The following is a 20,108-nucleotide window of genomic DNA, read 5'->3' on the forward strand; positions in this document are numbered from 1 at the left end:
AGGCTGTCGCGGTGGCGAATCGGTTCACCGTCGACAAAGGCCAACCCTGGGAAAGATTGCAGCCCGTCGACCAGTCAGACTGGTGGACGAAGCCGTAGATCAACCCCAGAAAACGATCGACCCTAGAAACGTAAGGGAGAACAATGTTCGAACGGTTCACCGACCGCGCTCGTCGGGTTGTCGTCCTGGCCCAAGAAGAAGCGCGGATGCTCAATCACAACTACATCGGCACCGAGCACATCCTGCTCGGGCTGATCCACGAGGGTGAAGGCGTCGCCGCCAAGTCCCTCGAGTCGTTGGGAATTTCCCTCGAAGGTGTGCGCAGCCAGGTCGAAGAGATCATCGGCCAGGGCCAGCAGGCACCCTCGGGACACATCCCCTTCACCCCCCGGGCCAAGAAGGTACTCGAGCTCTCACTGCGCGAGGCCCTCCAGCTCGGCCACAACTACATCGGTACCGAGCACATCCTGCTCGGCCTCATCCGTGAGGGCGAGGGTGTTGCAGCCCAGGTGCTGGTCAAGCTCGGCGCCGACCTCAACCGGGTGCGCCAGCAGGTCATCCAGCTGCTGTCGGGTTACCAGGGCAAGGAGCCCCAGGAAGCCGGCACCGGCGGACGCAGCACGGAGGCCGGCACCCCGTCGACGTCGCTCGTGCTCGACCAGTTCGGTCGCAACCTCACCGCTGCGGCCGCCGACGGCAAGCTCGATCCGGTCATCGGCCGTGAGAAGGAAATCGAGCGCGTGATGCAGGTGCTCAGCCGGCGCACCAAGAACAACCCGGTGCTGATCGGTGAGCCCGGCGTCGGTAAGACCGCCGTCGTGGAGGGCCTGGCCCAGGCGATCGTGAACGGGAACGTTCCCGAGACCCTCAAGGACAAGCAGCTCTACACCCTCGACCTCGGTTCGCTGGTCGCAGGCAGCCGCTACCGCGGTGACTTCGAAGAGCGCCTCAAGAAGGTGCTCAAGGAGATCAACACCCGCGGCGACATCATCCTGTTCATCGACGAGCTGCACACACTCGTCGGTGCAGGTGCTGCCGAAGGTGCCATCGACGCCGCGAGCATCCTCAAGCCCAAGCTGGCCCGCGGTGAGCTCCAGACCATCGGTGCCACCACCCTCGACGAGTACCGCAAGTACATCGAGAAGGACGCCGCACTCGAGCGCCGCTTCCAGCCGGTCCAGGTCGGCGAGCCCAGCGTCGAGCACACGATCCAGATCCTCAAGGGTCTGCGCGATCGCTACGAGTCGCATCACCGCGTCTCGATCACCGACGGCGCGCTGACCGCGGCCGCCACCCTGGCCGACCGCTACATCAACGACCGGTTCCTGCCGGACAAGGCGATCGACCTGATCGACGAAGCCGGCGCCCGGATGCGTATCCGCCGGATGACCGCACCACCAGATCTGCGCGAGTTCGACGACAAGATCGCCGACGCCCGCAAAGAGAAGGAATCGGCGATCGACGCCCAGGACTTCGAGAAGGCCGCGAACCTGCGCGACAAGGAGAAGCAGCTCGTCACCGAGCGCGCCGAGCGTGAAAAGCAGTGGCGCAGTGGCGACATGGACATCGTCGCCGAGGTCGATGACAACGAGATCGCCGAGGTTCTGGGTAACTGGACCGGCATCCCCGTCTTCAAGCTCACCGAAGAGGAGACCACGCGTCTGCTCCGTATGGAGGAGGAGCTGCACAAGCGGATCATCGGGCAGACCGAGGCCGTCAAGGCAGTGTCGAAGGCGATCCGCCGTACCCGCGCCGGTCTGAAGGACCCCAAGCGCCCGTCCGGTTCGTTCATCTTCGCCGGCCCGTCCGGTGTCGGTAAGACCGAGCTCTCCAAGGCCCTTGCCAACTTCCTCTTCGGCGAGGACGACGCGCTCATCCAGATCGACATGGGTGAGTTCCACGACCGCTTCACCGCGTCGCGGCTCTTCGGTGCCCCTCCCGGCTACGTGGGTTACGAAGAGGGCGGCCAGCTCACCGAGAAGGTGCGCCGCAAGCCGTTCTCCGTAGTCCTGTTCGACGAGATCGAGAAGGCCCACCAGGAGATCTACAACACGCTCCTGCAGGTCCTCGAAGACGGCCGTCTCACCGACGGTCAGGGTCGTACGGTCGACTTCAAGAACACTGTGCTGATCTTCACCTCGAACCTCGGTACCGGTGACATCTCGAAGGCCGTGGGTCTGGGCTTCTCGCAGTCGAATGCGGAGGGCTCGAACTACGAGCGGATGAAGCAGAAGGTCAACGACGAGCTCAAGAAGCACTTCCGGCCCGAGTTCCTGAACCGTATCGACGACGTCATCGTGTTCCACCAGCTCACGAAGGACGAGATCATCAAGATGGTCGATCTCATGATCGCCCGCGTCGAGACACAGTTGCGGAACAAGGACATGGCTCTCGAGCTGACCGACAAGGCCAAGAGCCTGCTCGCGAAGCGCGGATTCGATCCGGTCCTGGGTGCGCGGCCACTGCGTCGCACCATCCAGCGCGAGATCGAAGATCAGCTGTCCGAGAAGATCCTGTTCAACGAGATCGGTGCCGGCGAGATCATCCTCGTCGACGTCGAGAACTGGGACGGCGAGGGCGAAGGCGAAGACGCCAAGTTCACCTTCAAGGGTTCGAAGAAGCCGATCGCGCTTCCCGACACCCCGGTGGAACTCGCCAAGACCGGTGACTCCGACTAGGAACAACTGAGACACAAGGGGCGCAACCACGAAAGTGGTTGCGCCCCTTGTGCTTGTATCGAGCGGGTCAGTCTTTGACGTCGGGATCCTGATCGCGGCCGGCGAGCAGCAGGGTGATCGTGAGCTCGAGCCGGTTGGTGACGTCGGTCGCGGACGCCCGGCGGGTCAGCCACTGCACGAGATTCGACATCCAGACGTCGGACACCACGCGCGCGATCTTCAGATCGAGCTCGGTGGGTTCGCCTTCGACCATGGCGTTGGCCAGGAGCCGGTCGATGATCAGCGCGACCTTGTCGACCTCGGCCGACGCGGAGGCATCGGCGAACATGAATGCCCGCGTCATCGCCTCGGTCAGCAGCGGATCACGTTGCATCGCAAGGGTGATCATGTCCAGCACGTGGCGCAGCCGTTCCAGGGCCGTGTTGCCGCGCAGCCTGGTCTTGTCCGCCCGGCTCTCGACCGCCTCGAACTCTCGGGCGAGCGCGGTGACGAGGAGATGAACCTTGGACGGGAAATACCGATAGAGGGTTCCCACTGCGACGTCGGCGCGGTCGGCCACGGCGCGCATCTGCACGGCGTCATAACCGCCCTTGGACGCCAGGGCGAGTGTCGCATCGAGTATGCGGCGGCGGCGTTCACGCTGGGCGCTGGACCCGAGGTCCACGTCGGACCCGACGGCCACGTCGCTGGCCGAGTTGCCGGCCGGAATCGGGCTAGCCATCGGGGCGTCCCCACTTTCTCATCTGTCGGTTTGTCGATCTCTCGTCGAGCAGGTCGCTCGTCCACCCCACGTTAATCGCTGGCAGCGAAAACGCGACTTTCTGGACTCTGCGACACGGTCCCCTTCATTCTGCCCCGGCAGACGTGCAATATTAGAACAGGTTCTACCACGCACCGACAACCTCGAGCAGGCAAGGAAAGACTTCCGTGACTCTTGCTACCACCCCAGAACATACCGCCGTCGCCGACGCAATTGGTCAGTGGTCAAAAAAGGTGTCTGTCATCACGACGGCGCGGGCCGGTGAGCCGGGATCGGACGTGGCCGCCGAACCCTGGCCTGCGCTGTTCCGGGAATTGGCAGAGCTGGGCGTGTTCGCGGCCGCAGTACCCGAACAGAAGGGCGGGATGGACGCGCAGTTCGTCGATCTCGCGGTGATGCTTGAGCAGACCGGTCACGACCTGGTTCCAGGCCCGGTGGCCGGCACCGCGCTGAGCGCCCTGCTCACGGCTGTCTCGGGCGCGCCGAACGAGAACGCGTTACTCGCTCAACTGATCGCGGGCGAGGTCGGTGCGGCGGTGGCGACCTCCGTCCTGGCCGGGGCCGTCGCGCCGGGCGCGGTGGAGGCCGGCCGCGGGGTCTTGTCGGCATCCGGCGACCTCGGTCTGGTGGCCGGATACTCACCCGACGTCGCGCTACTCGCGCCGATCGACATCGCCGGTGGTCATCGCTGGGTTCTGCTCGAGCCGGGAACCGCCGGGATCGAGTCCGAACCGGTCGATGCCCTCGACTTCTCGATGGCGCTGTCCCGGGTCCGGCTGGACGATGTGGTGATCCCGGCGCACGACGTCCTGCACGTCTCCGACGCGTTCGTCCGGGCCGCGATCATCGCCGTCATCGCAGCACAGGCGGCGGGCGTCGCGCGCTGGACCCTGGACACCGCTGTCGAGTACGCGAAGGTACGCGAGCAATTCGGGGCGCCCATCGGCAGCTTCCAGGCAGTCAAACACATCTGTGCGGAGATGCTCTGCCGGAGCGAGCAGGTCGGTGCCGCGGCCTGGGACCTCGCGTCCGCAGTCGACGACCTCACCGAGGCCGACGGGCCTGCCCGCACCGGCGCCGCCGACCAGGTCGAGATCAGCGCCGCAGTCGCGGCAGTGGCTGTCTCGGACATGGTGGTCGCGAACGCAAAAGACTGCATCCAGATCCTCGGCGGCATCGGGTTCACGTTCGAACACGACGCCCACCTTTATCTGCGACGGGCGCTGGCCTGGCAGGCGCAGCTCGGAACCCCCGAGCGGTGGCACGCACGGGTGGCCGAGCTCAATCGGAACGGTGTGCGGCGCACCCTGCGGGTCGATCTGTCGGGAGCCGAGGGGCAGCGCCGAGAGGTCCGCGCAGAGGCCGAGACCATCGCGGCCGCCGACGATCAGCGGAAGGCGCTGGCCGCGAGCGGATACCTGACGCCACACTGGCCGGCGCCGTACGGGCTCGGCGCCGACCCGACCAGTCAGGTGCTGATCGACGAAGAACTCGATCGCGCCGGGGTGCGCAGACCCGATCTGGTGATCGCCGGATGGGCCATCCCGACGATCATCGAACACGGCACCGACCACCAGCGTGAGCGTTTCGTCCGGCCGACCCTCGATGGTGAGGTCATGTGGTGCCAGCTGTTCTCCGAGCCCGGCGCCGGCTCCGACCTGGCGGCCCTGCGCACCAAGGCCACCCGCGTCGACGGCGGCTGGACCCTGCAGGGACAGAAGGTGTGGACCTCGCATGCGCACGACGCCGACTGGGCCATCTGCCTGGCCCGGACGGATCCCGAGGCGCCGAAGCACAAAGGCATCTCGTATTTTCTGGTCGACATGCGGTCGGACGGGATCGAGACCCGTCCGCTGCGGGAGATCACCGGCCGGGCCCTGTTCAACGAGGTGTTCCTCGACGACGTGTTCGTCCCGGACGACTGCCTGGTCGGTGAGCTGAACAACGGCTGGCGGCTGGCCCGCACCACCCTCGCCAACGAGCGTGTGGCGATGGGTGGATCGGCGCTCGGCAAGGAGATGGAAGCGCTGCTCGAGCAGATCGACGGCGTCGAACTGACCGGATCACAGCTCGAGACGCTCGGTGAACTCATCTCTCAGGCTCAACTCGGTCAGGTGCTCGACTTCCGGTCCGTGCTGAGCTCGATCAACGGGACCGATCCGGGGGCAGCCTCGAGCGTGCGGAAGCTGATCGGCGTCCGGCACCGCCAGGCAGTGCCCGAGTTCGCGCAGCAACTCCACGGTGTCGACGGGTTGGCGCAGTCGGCGGCTTCGCAAGATTTTCTCTTGAACAGGTGCCTGTCGATCGCAGGTGGTACCACCCAGATCCTCGCCACCGCCGCCGCCGAACGGCTCCTGGGATTGCCTCGCTGAGGGGTCCCAATCTCTGATACAACTAGAACAGGTTCTAATTCGCTGAAGAGGTGTAAATAGTGGACTTCACGCGCGACTCCACAGCTGAAACTGTGAGTGATGTCATCGACTCCGTCCTGCAACGTCACGAGTCGATCTGGGATGCGGCGCTTGCCGACGTCGGTGGCTTCGAGACCCCGCTGTGGGCATCGCTTGCCGAGTCGGGGCTGTTGGCACTGCCGCTGCCCGAGGCGTCCGGGGGCGACGACGTCGCGGTGGGCGGGCTGATCCCGATCCCCACGGCCCTGGGTCATGCCGCCGCGGTGACGCCTGCGATCGGAACGTTGATCGCTGGTCTGGCGCCCTTGGCGCAGCGTGCGCCCGAGTTGGCGGTGGATCTGGGGGCGAAGGTCCAGGCGGGTGGCTGGCTGGCGACGGCGGTCAGCGAACCGGGGTCGGCCCTGACAGATACTCCGCACACCTCGGTCTCGGGCGGCACTCTCTCCGGTGTCAAGACCGGCGTACTGCACGCCGAGGGCGCCTCCGCGATTCTCGTCTCCGCTGATGTCGGCGTCGTGGTGGTTCCCGCCGACGCCCCCGGCGTTCGGATCACCCGCACCACGTCGTCGTCAGGCTGGGGGGAGTACGCCGTGGTGTTCACCGACGTTGCTGCGGACACCATCATCGACGGCGACCCGACCTGGCTCGAGCAGCATCACAGTCTGGGCCTGGCCGCCTACGCCGACGGACTGATCGCGGGCGCCATGAAGCTCACGGCTACCCACGTGTCCGAACGCATCCAGTTCGACAAGCCGATCGGCACCTTCCAAGCCGTACAGCAACAACTCGCCGACATCTACGTCGTGGCCCGGTCGATGACTTTGGCGACCACGTCCGCGGGCTGGCGGCTCGCCGAGGGGCTCGACGCCGGAACTGATCTGGCGCTCTCCGGCTACTGGCTGGCTCAGGAGATCCCGGCGACCATGCGGACGATGATCCACCTGCATGGTGGCGTCGGAGTGGACCTCACGTACCCACTGCACCGCTACTTTTCCATCGCCAAGGACCTGGCCCGGCTCGTCGGTGGACCCACCGGCCGGCTCGACGCCCTGGCGCAACAGGTTGAGGCAGGAGCGTAGAAGATGTTCATCGATCTGACCCCCGAACAGCGGGCTCTGAAAATGGAGCTGCGCGAGTATTTTTCGAATCTGGTGTCGCCGGAGGACGCGGTCACGATGCTCACCGAGCGGCATGGCCCGACCTATCGCAAGGTCATCCGGCAGATGGGCAGCGACGGCTGGCTCGGAGTCGGTTGGCCAAAAGAGTACGGCGGCAGAGGGTTCGGCCAGATAGAGCAGCAGATCTTCGTCAACGAGGCAGCGCGTGCCGACATCCCGCTGCCCGCGGTGACACTGCAAACGGTCGGGCCGACGTTGCAGGCCTACGGCACCGACGAACAGAAGCAACGCTTCCTTCCCGATATCCTCGCCGGCGAGGTCCACTTCGCCATCGGTTACACCGAACCCGATGCGGGGACCGACCTCGCCTCGCTCAAGACCAGTGCAGTGCGACACGGCGACGAATACATCGTCAACGGCCAGAAGATCTTCACCACCGGCGGTCACGACGCGGATTATGTCTGGCTGGCGGTCCGCACCGACAAGGATGTCGCGAAACACAAGGGCATCTCGATGCTCATCGTCGACACCAAGGATCCCGGCTACAGCTGGACCCCCATCATCACCGCCGACCGAGCTCACCATGTGAACGCCACGTATTACTCGGACGTCCGCGTCCCGGCGGGCATGGTCGTGGGCGAGGTGAACGGTGGATGGCGCCTGATCACCACGCAGCTCAACCACGAACGCGTGATGCTCGGGCCGGCCGGTCGGCTCGACGGACTGCTGGCCCGCATCACCGACTGGGCGAATCGGCCGGGGCCGGACGGCACGGTACCGGGCAAACACACGGACGTGCGCCGGGCGCTGGCCGAACTGCACGCCTACTACCGGATCAACGAGCTGCTGAACTGGCAGGTCGCTTCCGGTGGCGACTCCATCTCCATGGCCGACGCGGCCGCGACCAAGGTGTTTGCCACCGAACGACTGCAGCACGTACACAGGTTGATCGACGAGATCCTGGGCCGTCATGGCGACTTCTCGGACCCCGCGACGGCAGAGCTCGCCGACTGGTTCGACGTGCAGGCCAAGCGCAACGTCGTCATCACTTTCGGCGGCGGCGTGAACGAGGTCATGCGAGAGATGATCGCGACCGCAGGCCTCGGTCTTCCCAGGGGTAAACGATGAGCGACGGCCGGGCCGCGATCCTGGCGGCCACCGACGAGGTGCGCGCGGCGGGTACGAGTGCTCCGCAAGCCGGGCGCGACCCGATCAACACCCCGATGATCAACAACTGGGTCGAGGCGATCGGAGACACCAACCCCATCTACGTCGACCCCGATGCCGCCCGCTCCGCCGGATATGACGATGTGGTCGCACCGCCGGCGATGGCGCAGGTCTGGACCATGCGCGGCCTGAACGGCGTTCGCGCCGCCGATGATCCGCTGGGTCAGGTGACAGAGATCCTCGATGCGGCCGGATACTCGTCGGTGGTCGCGACCAACTGCGACTCCACCTATCACCGGTACACCACGCCCGGCGAAGAGGTGACCATCGAAGCCGCGCTCACCGATGTCGTCGGGCCCAAACAGACCGCGCTGGGCGAGGGGTGGTTCTTCACCACCAAGAACATCTGGAAGGTCGGTGACGAAGTCGTCGCCGAAATGGATTTTCGCATCCTGAAGTTCCGGCCGACTGAGAAGGCCGCCAAGCCGGATTCGTCAGGCGGCGAGGTGATCTCGTCACTCGGAGTCGCAACCGACGATGTGGACCCGACGAAGATGATGCGTCCCACACCGTCCCTCGACACGTTGTTCTTCTGGGATGGGGTCCGCGAACACGAGCTCCGGATCCAGCAGGTCGAGGACGGATCGCTGCGGCACCCGCCGGTCCCGGCGCTGTGGAAACCGAAGGGGGAGAGCACCGACTACGTGGTGTCCTCGGGCCGTGGCACCGTCTACAGCTATGTGGTGCACCATGCTCCGCAGGTACCGGGCCGCACACTCCCGTTCGTCATCGCCCTGGTGGAACTCGACGAAGGGGTGCGGTTGCTCGGTGAACTCCGCGGGATCGATCCGGCGCAGGTCATCGTCGGCCTGCCCGTCCAGGTCGAGTTTCTCGATTTCCCGGCCGACGGGTCCGCACGCACCGAGGCGTGGACGTTGTACTCGTGGCAACCGGCAGGAGAGCTTTCATGACCGTTCCCGTGACACCCCCGGAAGCCGTTGTCGGGACCGAACTCCCACAACTCACCGTCACCGCGACACCGACTTTCGTGGTGTCGACCGCGTTGGCCACCAGGGACTTCCAGGACGTCCATCATGACCGCGACCTTGCACACAGCAAGGGGTCGAAGGACATCTTCGTCAACATCCTGACCGACACCGGCCTGGTTCAGCGGTACATCACCGACTGGGCGGGTCAGCGAGCCCAGATCCGTTCGATCAAACTCCGGCTCGGAGTCCCCTGGTACGCCTACGACACGTTGACCCTCACGGGCACGGTGTCTGAGGTGGACGGCGATCTCGTGACCGTCGAGGTGATCGGTAAGGACAGTCTCGGAAACCACGTCACGTCGGTGGTGACGCTGGTGATGGATCACACCGTCGCTGGAGTATCCGGGTCCAGAAGTGAAGCAGGAGTGGCACAGTGAGTGGATTGTCCGGCAAGGCGGCCATCGCCGGGATCGGCGCCACCGACTTCTCGAAGAACTCCGGGCGCAGCGAGCTCCGTCTCGCGGCCGAGGCGGTGACGGCTGCCGTCGCCGACGCCGGCCTGACACCTGCAGACGTCGACGGACTGGTGTCGTTCACCATGGACACCAACACCGAGATCGCAGTCGCCAGGGCGTCCGGCATCGGAGAGCTGACGTACTTCTCCCGCATCCACTACGGCGGCGGCGCAGCATGTTCCACTGTGCAACAGGCCGCCATGGCAGTGGCCACCGGTGTGGCCGACGTCGTGGTCGCCTATCGCGCATTCAATGAGCGATCCGGTATGCGGTTCGGTCAGGTCAACACCTCACTGGTGGCACAGGACAACTCCTCGGGGACCGACAATGCGTTCAGCTATCCGCACGGGCTGAGTACTCCCGCCGCCTTCGTGGCCATGGTGGCCCAGCGATACATGCACGAATACGGCGCCACCAGCGAAGATTTCGGGCGCATCTCGGTCGTCGACCGCAAGCATGCCGCCGTCAACCCGGAAGCGTTCTTCTACGGCAAACCGATCACGCTCGAAGATCATCAGAATTCCCGGTACATCGCAGAGCCGCTCCATCTCCTCGATTGCTGCCAGGAATCCGACGGTGGCGTCGCATTCGTGATCGTGTCGGCAGAACGGGCCAAAGAGCTGCCGCACACCCCAGCGATCATCGCCGGGGCCGCGTCCGGCAGCGGTGAAGATCAATACATCATGACCAGCTACTACCGCGACGATCTGGCCGGATTGCCCGAGATGGGACTCGTCGGCCGGCAACTGTGGCAGCAGTCGGGCCTCGGACCCGATGATGTCGATCTCGCGATCCTGTACGACCACTTCACGCCGTACACCCTGATGCAACTCGAGCAACTCGGGTTCTGCGGGCGCGGTGAAGCGAAAGATTTCGTCCGCGAACCGGGAGCTCTCGAGGTGGGCGGGCGACTACCGCTCAACACCCACGGTGGTCAACTGGGTGAGGCGTACATCCATGGCATGAACGGCATCGCCGAAGCCGTCCGGCAACTTCGCGGAAAATCGGTCAACCAGGTCCCGGGGGCACGTAAAGTCGTGGTCACCGCCGGAACCGGGGTTCCCACAAGTGGTTTGGTTCTCACGGCTTAGGAGCTTCGCATGGCGTTCAATCTTGCTGACGTGTTCGAAACTGTCGTGGATTCGGTCCCCGACACCATCGCGCTGACGTATGAGGGTGTCGACCACAGCTACCACCAGCTGGAGGTGGAGGCGAACAGGGTCGCGCACATGCTGACCGCCGCCGGGATCGGCGCCGGCGACCACGTCTCCCTGTTCCTCAAGAACAGCGTGGAACACGTGGACACCATCTTGGGAGTCATCAAGATCCGTGCGGTACCCATCAACATCAACTACCGCTACACCCCGGCAGAGCTCCTGTACATCTTCGAGAACTCCGATTCGGTGGCGATCGTCGTCGAAGAGGCCGAGCACCAGGACAACCTCGCTCAGATCGTCGCCTCGATCCCCACCTTGCGAACCATTTTCGTGATCGGCGACATCACCGAGGGGCTCGCTGCGGCGGCCGCTGACTCCGGCGTCACGGTGCAGCCCTTCGATCCGTCCGGATACTCAGACGAGCGCGACTTCGAACCCCGCACCGGCGACGAACTGTGGGTTCTCTACACCGGCGGGACCACCGGTTATCCCAAGGGGGTCATGTGGCGTCACGACGACTTCTTCCACAAGCCGTTGTCCGGTGGAAACCCCTATGACGAGAACCCACGGAAGGACCTCGCCGAAGTCGGCGCGGCGGCAAAGGAATTCCCGGGTCTGTCATTCCTGATCGCGGCGCCGTTGATGCACGGGGCGGCCCTCTACTCGCTGTTCACCTTCCTGACGCTCGGTGCCCGCCTGGTACTGATGCGCGGATTCGACCCGGAGAAGGTCGTCCGATCGATCGAAGCCGACAAGGTCAACGTGGTGCTCATCGTGGGTGATGGCATGGGCTCGCCGCTCGCCGACGCCATGGAGAAGTTGAAGGATGAGGTAGATCTTTCCACCCTGTTCTCGATCACCTCGGGCGGCGCGATCTGGTCGGTGGGAGTACGTGAGCGGATGCTGGCGGTCAAGCCGGATCTGGTGCTGCGGGACAACTTCGGTGCTTCGGAGACGGGCAATGACGGCGCGTTCGAGGTGCGCGAAGATGGCACTCTGGCGATGCCGCCTTCGTCGAAGATGTCGGTGCTCGACGAGAAACTCAACGTGATCCCACCGGGATCCGAGGACGTGGGGATGATCGCGCGGATCGGCCGGGTGCCGTTGGGCTACTACCGCGACGAGGAGAAGTCTGCGCGCACCTTTCCGCAGCTCGCGGACGGCACCAGGGTCGCGGTGCTCGGCGACATGGGACTGGTCGAGGCCGACGGCACGATCGTGTTCCTCGGTCGAGGGTCCCAGTGCATCAACACCGGAGGCGAGAAGGTGTACGCCGAAGAGGTCGAGGCGTGTCTGCACGCCCATCCCGCGGTGGCAGATGCGCTGGTGGTGCCGTCGCCGGACGAACGGATGGGGCAGAAGGTCTCGGCGGTCGTCGCGATCCGCCCAGGTGTCCCCGAACCCGGACTCGACGAGATCCAGGCACACTGCCGAACGATGCTCGCGGGGTACAAGATTCCTCGTCTCCTCGTCATCGTCGACGAGATCAAGCGGACGCCTGCCGGTAAAGCGGATTACAAGTGGGCGAAGCAGGCAGCACTCGACGCGGCGGGCGCGCCGGCCTAGCTCCGTGCGGAGTCGGCAACCCTGTCGGGTTCCGCCACGGGTTCCATCCGATTGGGGGCAAAGATTGCCAGCAGTACTGCGGCCACGATACTGAGGGCGCCGAGTGTGATGGACGCCGTGTTCATGGGACCGATGAAAGCATCCTTCGCGCCGTCGGCGATACTGTTCGCTAGCTCTGGCTGTCCCGGAGCAAGCCGCTCGGCGACTTGAAGTGCCTCTGCCAGGGTATTGGTGATGTGTTCCTTGATGCTGCCGGCGGCGGCCGCCACCTCCTGTGCCTGCCCAAGTTGGCCCGCGGATTCCAGCTGGGCTGCGGTCTGCCGCAGCTCGGCCTGGGCGGTATCTGCGGTGGCGCTCACGTCGCGGGTGTAGCCGGAGGCCAGAAGGCTTCCCGCGATGGCGATTCCGATCGCCGACCCGAGTTCGCGTGAGGTGTCGTTGATCGCGGAACCGACCCCTTGATTGTCCGCCGGGGTATTGACCATGATCGCAGTCGTCGACGGTGCTGTAGCGATACCCAGGCCCAGAGCAAAGACGATGAGGCAGACTGCGACGGTCCAGTATTCCGAGTGGTGAATCAGACCGATCAGCATCACGCCGACGCCCATCACGAACATTCCGGCCGCCAAAATGATTCGCAGATTGACCTTCACCGCTATCCAATTGCCGATCAGCGAGCAGACCATGACGACTATGACCATCGGGAACAGCGCGACTGCCGATTTGAGTGGCGAGTAACCGAATACCAGTTGGAGATATTGCAACAACACCAAGAACAACCCGAACGCCGCCATGAACTGCACGGCCACGCTGAATGAGCCTGCAGCGAACGCACGGTTTCTGAACAGCCTCACGTCGAGCAACGGCTCGGGGCGATGAAGCTGCGAATACCAGAAGAGTGCGACGAGACCGATGCCGGCAACAAAAGCGATCAGGGTCAGTGGATCGAACCACCCGCGATGGGGTGATTCGATGAGCGCAAACACCAGCAGAGCGACGGCCAGCGCTGAGGTCGCCGACCCCCACCAGTCGAATCGCGGGGAGGTCGAATCTCTCGACGTTGCGATGGTGCAGGACAATGCGGCGGTGGCCGCGGCTGCGATGGCGAATGTCAGAAAGATGGAATGCCAACTGAAGAATTCCAGTAAGACGCCGGTGACAAAGAATCCTGCGATGCCTCCGACGCCCGCAACACCCGCCCAGATGCTTACCGCAAGGGGTCGTTTGGCGTCTGGTACACCGGACGTGATCAACGACAGCGTTGCGGGCATCACGAAGGCCGCACCTACCCCTGTCAAGCATCGGGCGGCGATGAATTGGGTGGGGTCAGACACCCAAATCGGGAGTAACGAACCTATCGCGAACACGACAAGTCCGCCGATGAGTACTTCTCGACGTCCGAACCGGTCGCCGATGGCACCGGCAGGGAGCAGCAGTGCGGCAAGTGTGAGCGTGTATCCGTCGATCAGCCATGTCACCTGATTCGAATTCGCCTGAACTGCAGGCGCAATATCCGGGATGGCCGTATTGAGGGACGCCATCGCCGCGATGACCATGCTGACCGCCACACATGCGACAAAGATGAGCCAGACAGTCCGAAATCCGATTTTGTCGTTTGGTGATGCCCCCACCGTTGATTCCATTTATCCAACCTAGCCAGAACACCCGGCTGACATCGGGACTTCGCGTTGTGTAACCGTTATCACTACGTACGGTGTGGCTTCCACAGTATCTCTGCCTCTTGTGTCACATTAGTCACACTGGTAACTGAAATCGCCATGTTGCTGGTATGGCCGAGCCAACCGGACCGGCCGCACTCGGACGAGAGGGAATCCGATGGCCGCATCTCAGGTCAACGATGTCTCCGCAGTCAAACTCCGCCTATGGCGGGTACTCACGATGCTGGCTTCGCTCGTGGCCGTCATCGTCGGACTCGTCGCAATATTCATGAGCGCCGCCTGAGGCCTCGCTCGCACAACTGCGCCCCCTCGCGAGGTTTCACGAGATAGAGCAGATTGCTGAGCGAGGTCCCAGCTGCCCATCTCTACTTCTTGGTGAGCACTACGTTCCCGAGGGCCGGAGCGTCCTCGCGGTCTGCGACCGACACCGAGATCAGGTATCGGTTGCCGTCGTCCCACACCTTGATACGTAGCGTTTCACCGGGAAACACGACCCCGGCAAACTTTGCGCCGTAGCTTGCGACGCGTTCGACGTCGCCGTCGAGGAGTTGATCGATCAGCGTGCGGAGCACGATCCCGTAGGTACCCAGCCCATGCAGGATCGGCCGCGGAAATCCGGCCTTCTCTGCGAACGCGGGGTCGGAGTGCAACGGATTGCGGTCTCCACACAGTCGGTACAGCAGTGCCTGCTGCGGAAGGGTCTTCTCTTCGATGACGTGATCGGGTTCGCGGTCGGGATAGGTGATCTTGTCAGAGGTGCCGCGTTCACCTCCGAAACCGCCTGCGCCCTTGCAGAAGATGGATGACCGGGCAGTCCACAGCGGCTCGCCTGCTTCGTCCACCGTGACGAACTCTTCGACGATGACCGCGGCCGAACCCTTGTCCTGCAATTCGACGATCGTCGTGGTGGTGGTCGCCGTACCCGCCGCCGGAATCGGTTTGTGCACCTGCACTTCCTGCGCCCCGTGCACCACCGAGCCCAGGTCGATCTCGATACCCGGCTTGGATACCTTCGGTGGCTCGGTCTCGTGGAAGTGGGCAGCGACCGTGGCGAAGGCGGGAAGAACCTTCGGCCGCTGGTCGTCGAGGTAGGCCAGTCCGGCGGCGTTCAGCGGGTCGGACCCCGCACCCACGGCGAGGTTGTAGAGCGCGACGTCGGAGGCATTCCAGCTGAAGGTCTCCTTGGCCACCACGGCGCCGAGGGCGACGGCGGGATCGATCGGCATCAGCCTGCCTTCTCTTCGGTGGCGCGGGCCCTCTGCGCATTGGTCGCAATGTCCAGGGCGGCAAGGTATCCGAACACCATGGCAGGTCCGATGGTGGCTCCTGGCCCGGCATAGGTGTGGCCCATCACCGGCGAGCTGGTGTTGCCGGCGGCATACAGACCGTCGATCACGGAGCCGTCCGCCCGCAGCGCCCGGCCTGCCGCATCGGTGTTGATGCCGCCCTTGGTGCCCAGATCGCCCGGCACCATCTTCACCGCATAGAACGGTCCCTTCTTCAGGGGCCCAAGGCTCGGATTGGGCTTGTTGGTGATGTCGCCGTAGTAGTGGTCGTACTGGCTCACGCCGCGCCCGAAATCTTCGTCCTTGCCTGCAGCGGCGAAGGCGTTGAATCGCTCTGCGGTCTGAGTCAAACCGTCTGCCGGAACGCCGATCTTTTCCGCGAGGTCGGCGAGACTGTCTGCCTTCGTGATCACACCGGACTTGAACCATTTGCCCGGCAACGGCTGTCGGCCAGAGACCGACGCGAACATGTACCGATTGCGGTAGGTCTGGTCGAAGACGAGCCAACAGGGCAGGTTTTCGCCAGGGCCCTCACCCTGCCCGAACTCGCCACCGTACATCTGGTGGACGGCCTCGACATAGGGCAGCGACTCGTTCATGAATCGCCGGCCGCGATCGTTGATCATGAAACTGCCTGGCAGGGCCCGCTCGGACAGCGCGAACCACGGGCCGCGCGGCAGCGGAATCGTCGGCCCCCACCACGCGTCTTCCATGTAACTCACTCCCGCACCGATCTTCAGGCCCGCATTGATGCCGTCACCGGTGTTGGACTCGGCGCCCGTGGTCCACTGCGAACCGATGGGCTCGCGTTGGTACTTGTGGCGCATCTCGTCGTTGTGCTCGAATCCGCCGCAAGCCAGGACCACACCTTGGCGGGCGCGCAGCGTCTTCGTCTGTCCGTCGGATTCGACGACGACGCCGACGACCCGGCCACCTTCGGTGACGAGATCCACGAGGGGCGTGTTCAAGCGCAACGGGATTCCGGCCTGACGTACCCCCAGGAGCAGCTCGCCCATCAGGGCGGCCCCCATGGCGATGAGCTTCTTGCCGGTGAGCTTCGCCCAGATAAAACGCGATCCGACCTTCACCGCACGCAGCGGGCCTTTCCAGTGCCGTAGGCCGGTGCTCAGCCAGCGGTAGTCCGACTGCATCACGACCACGTTCAGCGGAGACTTCGTGTACGGCGGGTGCAGCGTCTTGAAGTCGTCGCCGAGCTTGCGGGAATCGAACGGCTTCGGCTCGCACGAACGCCCGCCCACGCGACCTCCCGGAGCCTCCGGATAGTAGTCCGAGTAGTTTTTGACCCACTCGAGTTCGAGCTTCGAGTGCTCCGTAAGAAATGCCAGCGCCTCGGGTCCGCGGTCGATGTAGGCGTCGATTCGTTCTGGGGCGACACCGTCGCCGACGATCGAGCGCACGTACGTCCGCGCGGCGTCGGGATCGTCTTTCACGCCGTCGCGCTGGAGCACCTGGTTGTTCGGGATCCACACGCCGCCGCCGGAGCGGGAGGTCGACCCGCCCCAGTACGCGGATTTCTCGATGATCACGGTGTCGAGGCCATGTGCCGCGGCGGTGATCGCCGTGCTCATCCCGGCGCCACCGGCACCGACCACGATCACATCGAAGGTCTCGTCCACCGAGGTCTGCCCCGATCCGGTCTGTCCAGATCCAGTGTGGTCCGAACTGGTCATCAATTACCCCTTTGCGCCGAAAACGTCTCTCAAGCCGGCCGACTTCTACCGACAAGGTAGAACACGTTATAAAGTGACTCACTAGGCAGGCTATACCAGCCTGGAAGGCGTTGGCGAGTGCCTGATGTACGGCAAAACAGAAACATGTTCCAGTTCGCTGGGCCCGGCAGGAGAGCGAGGCAGACCATGACGATCACCGACCAGCAGCGTCACCAGATCGCCGACGAACTGGCCAGGGCGGAGGCGACGGCAGTGGCCATCGACCCGCCGGTAGTTGCGTTTCCCGACATCGACGCCACCGACGCCTATGAGATCCAGTTGATCAACATTCGCAAGCGCCTTGATGCCGGGGCAAGAGTCGCAGGCCACAAGGTCGGGCTCGCCTCGGAGGCGATGCAGAAGATGATGGGCGTCGATGAGCCCGACTACGGCCATCTGCTCGATGTGATGGAGTACCACGAGCACACCCCCATCGATGCCACGAAGTTCTGTTTTCCGCGGGTGGAGGTGGAAGTCGGCTTCATCCTGGGCGCGGACCTGCCCGGCGCGGGATGCACCAACGACGACGTGATCGCAGCGGTCGAGTGGGTGGTGCCGTCGATCGAGTTGATCGATTCCCGGATCAGGGACTGGAAGATCTCGCTGCCCGACACGATCGCTGACAACGCGTCGTCATGTGGCTGGGTGCTGGGGGAGCAGCGGGTGAAGATCGCTGACATCGACACCGGGAACATCGACGCGACACTGCATCGCAACGGGGAATTGATCGCCGAGGGCAACTCGAGCGCGGTCCTGGGACACCCGCTCACGGCTGTGTCGTGGCTGGCACGCAAGGTCGAGAGCTTCGGGGTGCGCTTGCGCAAAGGCGACGTGATCCTGCCGGGGACGGCGACGCGCGCGATCGACATCCGATCGGGCGACCACTTCGTGGCCGACTTCGTCGGCTTGGGCAGTGTCACTCTCGACTTCACCTGAGCCCGAACTCTGGTTTTCACACTTTCACAACTTTTACGTCAGGAGCATCCAGTGTCAGACAAGGTCACCGCCGCGATCATCGGGTCGGGCAACATCGGTACAGATCTGATGTACAAATTGGCGCGGTCAGAGGTCATCGAGCCGCGGTGGATGGTCGGCATCGATGCCGATTCCGAAGGCATGAAGCGGGCCGCCGACCGCGGACTGATCACCATGGCCGGCGGCGCCGACGAACTGCTCGCGTCCACGGAGAAGCCCGACCTCATCTTCGAGGCCACGTCGGCCTATGTGCACCGCGAATACGCACCGAAGTACGAGGCCGCGGGCATCACCGCCATCGATCTCACCCCGGCCGCGGTGGGTCCGGCCGTCGTGCCGCCCGCGAACCTGCGCGAGCACCTCGACGCACCCAACACGAACATGATCACCTGTGGTGGTCAGGCGACGATTCCGATGGTGCACGCCGTGTCATCGGTTGTCCCGGTGGTGTACGCGGAGATCGTCGCCTCGGTGTCGTCGGAGTCCGCAGGCCCGGGCACACGCGCCAACATCGACGAGTTCACCAAGACCACCTCCCGCGGGATCGAGACGATCGGTGGTGCCGATCGCGGTAAGGCGATCATCATCTTGAATCCGGCTGATCCGCCGATGATCATGCGCGACACCATCTTCTGCGCCATCCCGGAGGACGCGGACATCGATGCGATCGCCGACGCGATCCACCGGCGGGAGAAGGAGATCCAGGAGTACGTACCCGGATACCGGCTGCTGCAGGATCCGCAGTTCGACCCGCCCAGTGTCGGCAACGGCGGCATGGCCAGGGTGTCGATCTTCGTGGAGGTCGAGGGCGCCGGGGACTTCCTGCCGCCTTACGCCGGCAACCTCGACATCATGACCGCCGCCGCCACCAAGGTCGGCGAAGAGATCGCCAAGCAGAAGCTCGCAGCGAAGGTAGGTGTGTGACATGTTCGCCAACTCAGCCGATGTGATGGCCGGTGCTCGCAAGTACAGCGACAACCTGGACATCCGCATCACAGATTCGTCCCTGCGCGACGGCAGCCATCACAAGCGGCACCAGTTCACCGAGCAGGAGGTTCGCGACATCGTCGGCGCCCTCGACGGAGCCGGCGTGCCGGTGATCGAGGTGACCCACGGTGATGGTCTGGGCGGCTCGTCGTTCAACTACGGCTTTTCCAAAACCCCTGAGCAGCAGCTGATCAAGGCGGCGGTGGAGACCGCGACGTCGGCGAAGATCGCGTTCTTGATGTTGCCCGGACTGGGGATCAAGGACGACATCCGGGCCGCGCAGGACAACGGAGCCCAGATCTGCCGGATCGCGACGCATTGCACCGAGGCCGACGTGTCAATCCAGCACTTCGGGCTGGCCCGCGAACTCGGTCTGGAGACCGTGGGGTTCTTGATGATGTCGCATAGTCAGCCGCCGGAGGTGCTGGCCAAGCAGGCCCGGATCATGGCCGATGCCGGATGTCAGTGCGTCTATGTCGTCGATTCGGCCGGAGCTCTTGTCCTCGAGCAGGTCTCGGACCGGGTGGCTGCGCTCAAAGCCGAGCTCGGCGACGATGCGCAGATCGGCTTCCACGGCCACGAGAACCTCGACATCGCCGTCGCCAATTCCGTTGCGGCGGTGCGGGCCGGAGCGCAACAGATCGACGGATCGGTGCGTCGATTCGGCGCAGGCGCGGGCAATACGCCGGTCGAGGCGTTTGTGGGGGTCTGCGACAAGCTCGGCATCAGCACTGGCATCGATTTCATGAAGATCGCCGACGCCGCCCAGGACGTCGTGCGGCCGGTGATGCCCACCGAATGCCTCGTCGACCGGCCGGCGATGATGATGGGTTATGCGGGCTGCTACAGCTCCTTCCTCAAACACGCTGAGGGCCACGCTGAGAAATACGGGGTGTCGGCGGCGGAGATCTTGTTGGAGGCCGGCAGCCGGAAGCTCGTCGGTGGCCAGGAGGACCAGCTCATCGACATCGCCCTCGAACTGAAGAAAAAGCAGGACGCCAACGCGGGAGTGTGACGCCTGAACGGGTGGCTCGGGTTACCATTTGTCCGAATTGACGACTCGGATGCGAGTCGGACTCCACGCGAGGTG

General features: G+C 64.3%; 16 protein-coding genes. 12 read left to right on the forward strand and 4 right to left on the reverse strand.

The genetic code is table 11. From position 1 onward, the window contains the following. Positions 1–143 precede the first annotated feature (143 nt). Positions 144–2,678: an ATP-dependent Clp protease ATP-binding subunit gene (locus J3S28_RS19645; protein ID WP_207842407.1), complete on the forward strand. Its 2,535-nt coding sequence runs from the start codon at positions 144–146 to the stop codon at positions 2,676–2,678. A 67-nt stretch (positions 2,679–2,745) separates the two neighbouring features. Here J3S28_RS19645 and kstR read toward each other — a convergent pair whose 3' ends face one another. After that, a complete protein-coding gene (gene kstR / locus J3S28_RS19650) occupies positions 2,746–3,399 on the reverse strand; it encodes a cholesterol catabolism transcriptional regulator KstR (protein ID WP_207842408.1) in 654 nt (217 codons plus the stop codon). A gap of 206 nt (positions 3,400–3,605) precedes the next feature. Between kstR and J3S28_RS19655 the strand changes: the two genes are divergently transcribed. The 7 genes from J3S28_RS19655 to J3S28_RS19685 are packed head-to-tail and all read left to right on the forward strand — an operon-like array spanning position 3,606 to position 12,361. Next, on the forward strand, positions 3,606–5,810 hold the full coding sequence (locus J3S28_RS19655) for an acyl-CoA dehydrogenase family protein (protein ID WP_207842409.1): 2,205 nt from the start codon (positions 3,606–3,608) through the stop codon (positions 5,808–5,810). A gap of 59 nt (positions 5,811–5,869) precedes the next feature. Continuing rightward, positions 5,870–6,928, forward strand: a complete 1,059-nt coding sequence (locus J3S28_RS19660) for an acyl-CoA dehydrogenase family protein (protein WP_207842410.1) — start codon at positions 5,870–5,872, stop codon at positions 6,926–6,928. Positions 6,929–6,931: 3 nt separating this feature from the next. Further along, positions 6,932–8,095, forward strand: a complete 1,164-nt coding sequence (locus J3S28_RS19665) for an acyl-CoA dehydrogenase family protein (RefSeq protein ID WP_207842411.1) — start codon at positions 6,932–6,934, stop codon at positions 8,093–8,095. Then, positions 8,092–9,105 carry a bifunctional MaoC family dehydratase N-terminal/OB-fold nucleic acid binding domain-containing protein gene (locus J3S28_RS19670; RefSeq protein WP_207842412.1) on the forward strand — a complete coding sequence of 338 codons (1,014 nt, stop codon included), beginning with the start codon at positions 8,092–8,094 and terminating at the stop codon, positions 9,103–9,105. The genes J3S28_RS19665 and J3S28_RS19670 overlap by 4 nt, the downstream gene beginning before the upstream one ends. Continuing rightward, positions 9,102–9,560, forward strand: a complete 459-nt coding sequence (locus J3S28_RS19675) for a MaoC family dehydratase (RefSeq protein ID WP_207842413.1) — start codon at positions 9,102–9,104, stop codon at positions 9,558–9,560. Before J3S28_RS19670 ends, J3S28_RS19675 begins: the two co-directional genes overlap by 4 nt. Further along, positions 9,557–10,729, forward strand: a complete 1,173-nt coding sequence (locus J3S28_RS19680; protein WP_207842414.1) for a lipid-transfer protein — start codon at positions 9,557–9,559, stop codon at positions 10,727–10,729. The genes J3S28_RS19675 and J3S28_RS19680 overlap by 4 nt, the downstream gene beginning before the upstream one ends. A 9-nt stretch (positions 10,730–10,738) precedes the next feature. Next, positions 10,739–12,361, forward strand: coding sequence for an AMP-binding protein (locus J3S28_RS19685; RefSeq protein ID WP_207842415.1), 1,623 nt, complete (start codon positions 10,739–10,741; stop codon positions 12,359–12,361). Here J3S28_RS19685 and J3S28_RS19690 read toward each other — a convergent pair. Further along, entirely contained in the window at positions 12,358–13,992 is a 1,635-nt protein-coding gene (locus J3S28_RS19690; RefSeq protein WP_307797272.1) for an MFS transporter, read from the reverse strand. The genes J3S28_RS19685 and J3S28_RS19690 overlap by 4 nt on opposite strands. A gap of 205 nt (positions 13,993–14,197) precedes the next feature. On the opposite strand from J3S28_RS19690, the gene J3S28_RS28620 reads away from it, so the two are divergent. After that, a complete protein-coding gene (locus J3S28_RS28620) occupies positions 14,198–14,323 on the forward strand; it encodes a hypothetical protein (RefSeq protein WP_272874219.1) in 126 nt (41 codons plus the stop codon). 82 nt (positions 14,324–14,405) lie between these two features. On the opposite strand, the gene chsH3 is transcribed toward J3S28_RS28620, so the two are convergent. Continuing rightward, positions 14,406–15,266, reverse strand: a complete 861-nt coding sequence (gene chsH3 / locus J3S28_RS19695) for an enoyl-CoA hydratase ChsH3 (RefSeq protein ID WP_207842417.1) — start codon at positions 15,264–15,266, stop codon at positions 14,406–14,408. Next, positions 15,266–17,017: a 3-oxosteroid 1-dehydrogenase gene (gene kstD / locus J3S28_RS19700; RefSeq protein ID WP_207842418.1), complete on the reverse strand. Its 1,752-nt coding sequence runs from the start codon at positions 17,015–17,017 to the stop codon at positions 15,266–15,268. Before kstD ends, chsH3 begins: the two co-directional genes overlap by 1 nt. Before the next feature lie 186 nt (positions 17,018–17,203). On the opposite strand from kstD, the gene J3S28_RS19705 reads away from it, so the two are divergent. The 3 genes from J3S28_RS19705 to dmpG are packed head-to-tail and all read left to right on the forward strand — an operon-like array spanning position 17,204 to position 20,033. Next, on the forward strand, positions 17,204–17,992 hold the full coding sequence (locus tag J3S28_RS19705) for a 2-keto-4-pentenoate hydratase (RefSeq protein WP_207842419.1): 789 nt from the start codon (positions 17,204–17,206) through the stop codon (positions 17,990–17,992). 51 nt (positions 17,993–18,043) lie between these two features. Continuing rightward, positions 18,044–18,955, forward strand: a complete 912-nt coding sequence (locus J3S28_RS19710; RefSeq protein ID WP_207842420.1) for an acetaldehyde dehydrogenase (acetylating) — start codon at positions 18,044–18,046, stop codon at positions 18,953–18,955. A gap of 1 nt (position 18,956) precedes the next feature. Continuing rightward, positions 18,957–20,033 (forward strand): 4-hydroxy-2-oxovalerate aldolase, encoded by a 1,077-nt coding sequence (gene dmpG, locus J3S28_RS19715; protein ID WP_207842421.1) that lies wholly within the window; start codon positions 18,957–18,959, stop codon positions 20,031–20,033. The last annotated feature ends 75 nt before the right edge of the window (positions 20,034–20,108 follow it).

This window comes from Williamsia soli, assembly GCF_017377795.1.
GTDB classification, from domain to species: domain Bacteria; phylum Actinomycetota; class Actinomycetes; order Mycobacteriales; family Mycobacteriaceae; genus Williamsia; species Williamsia soli.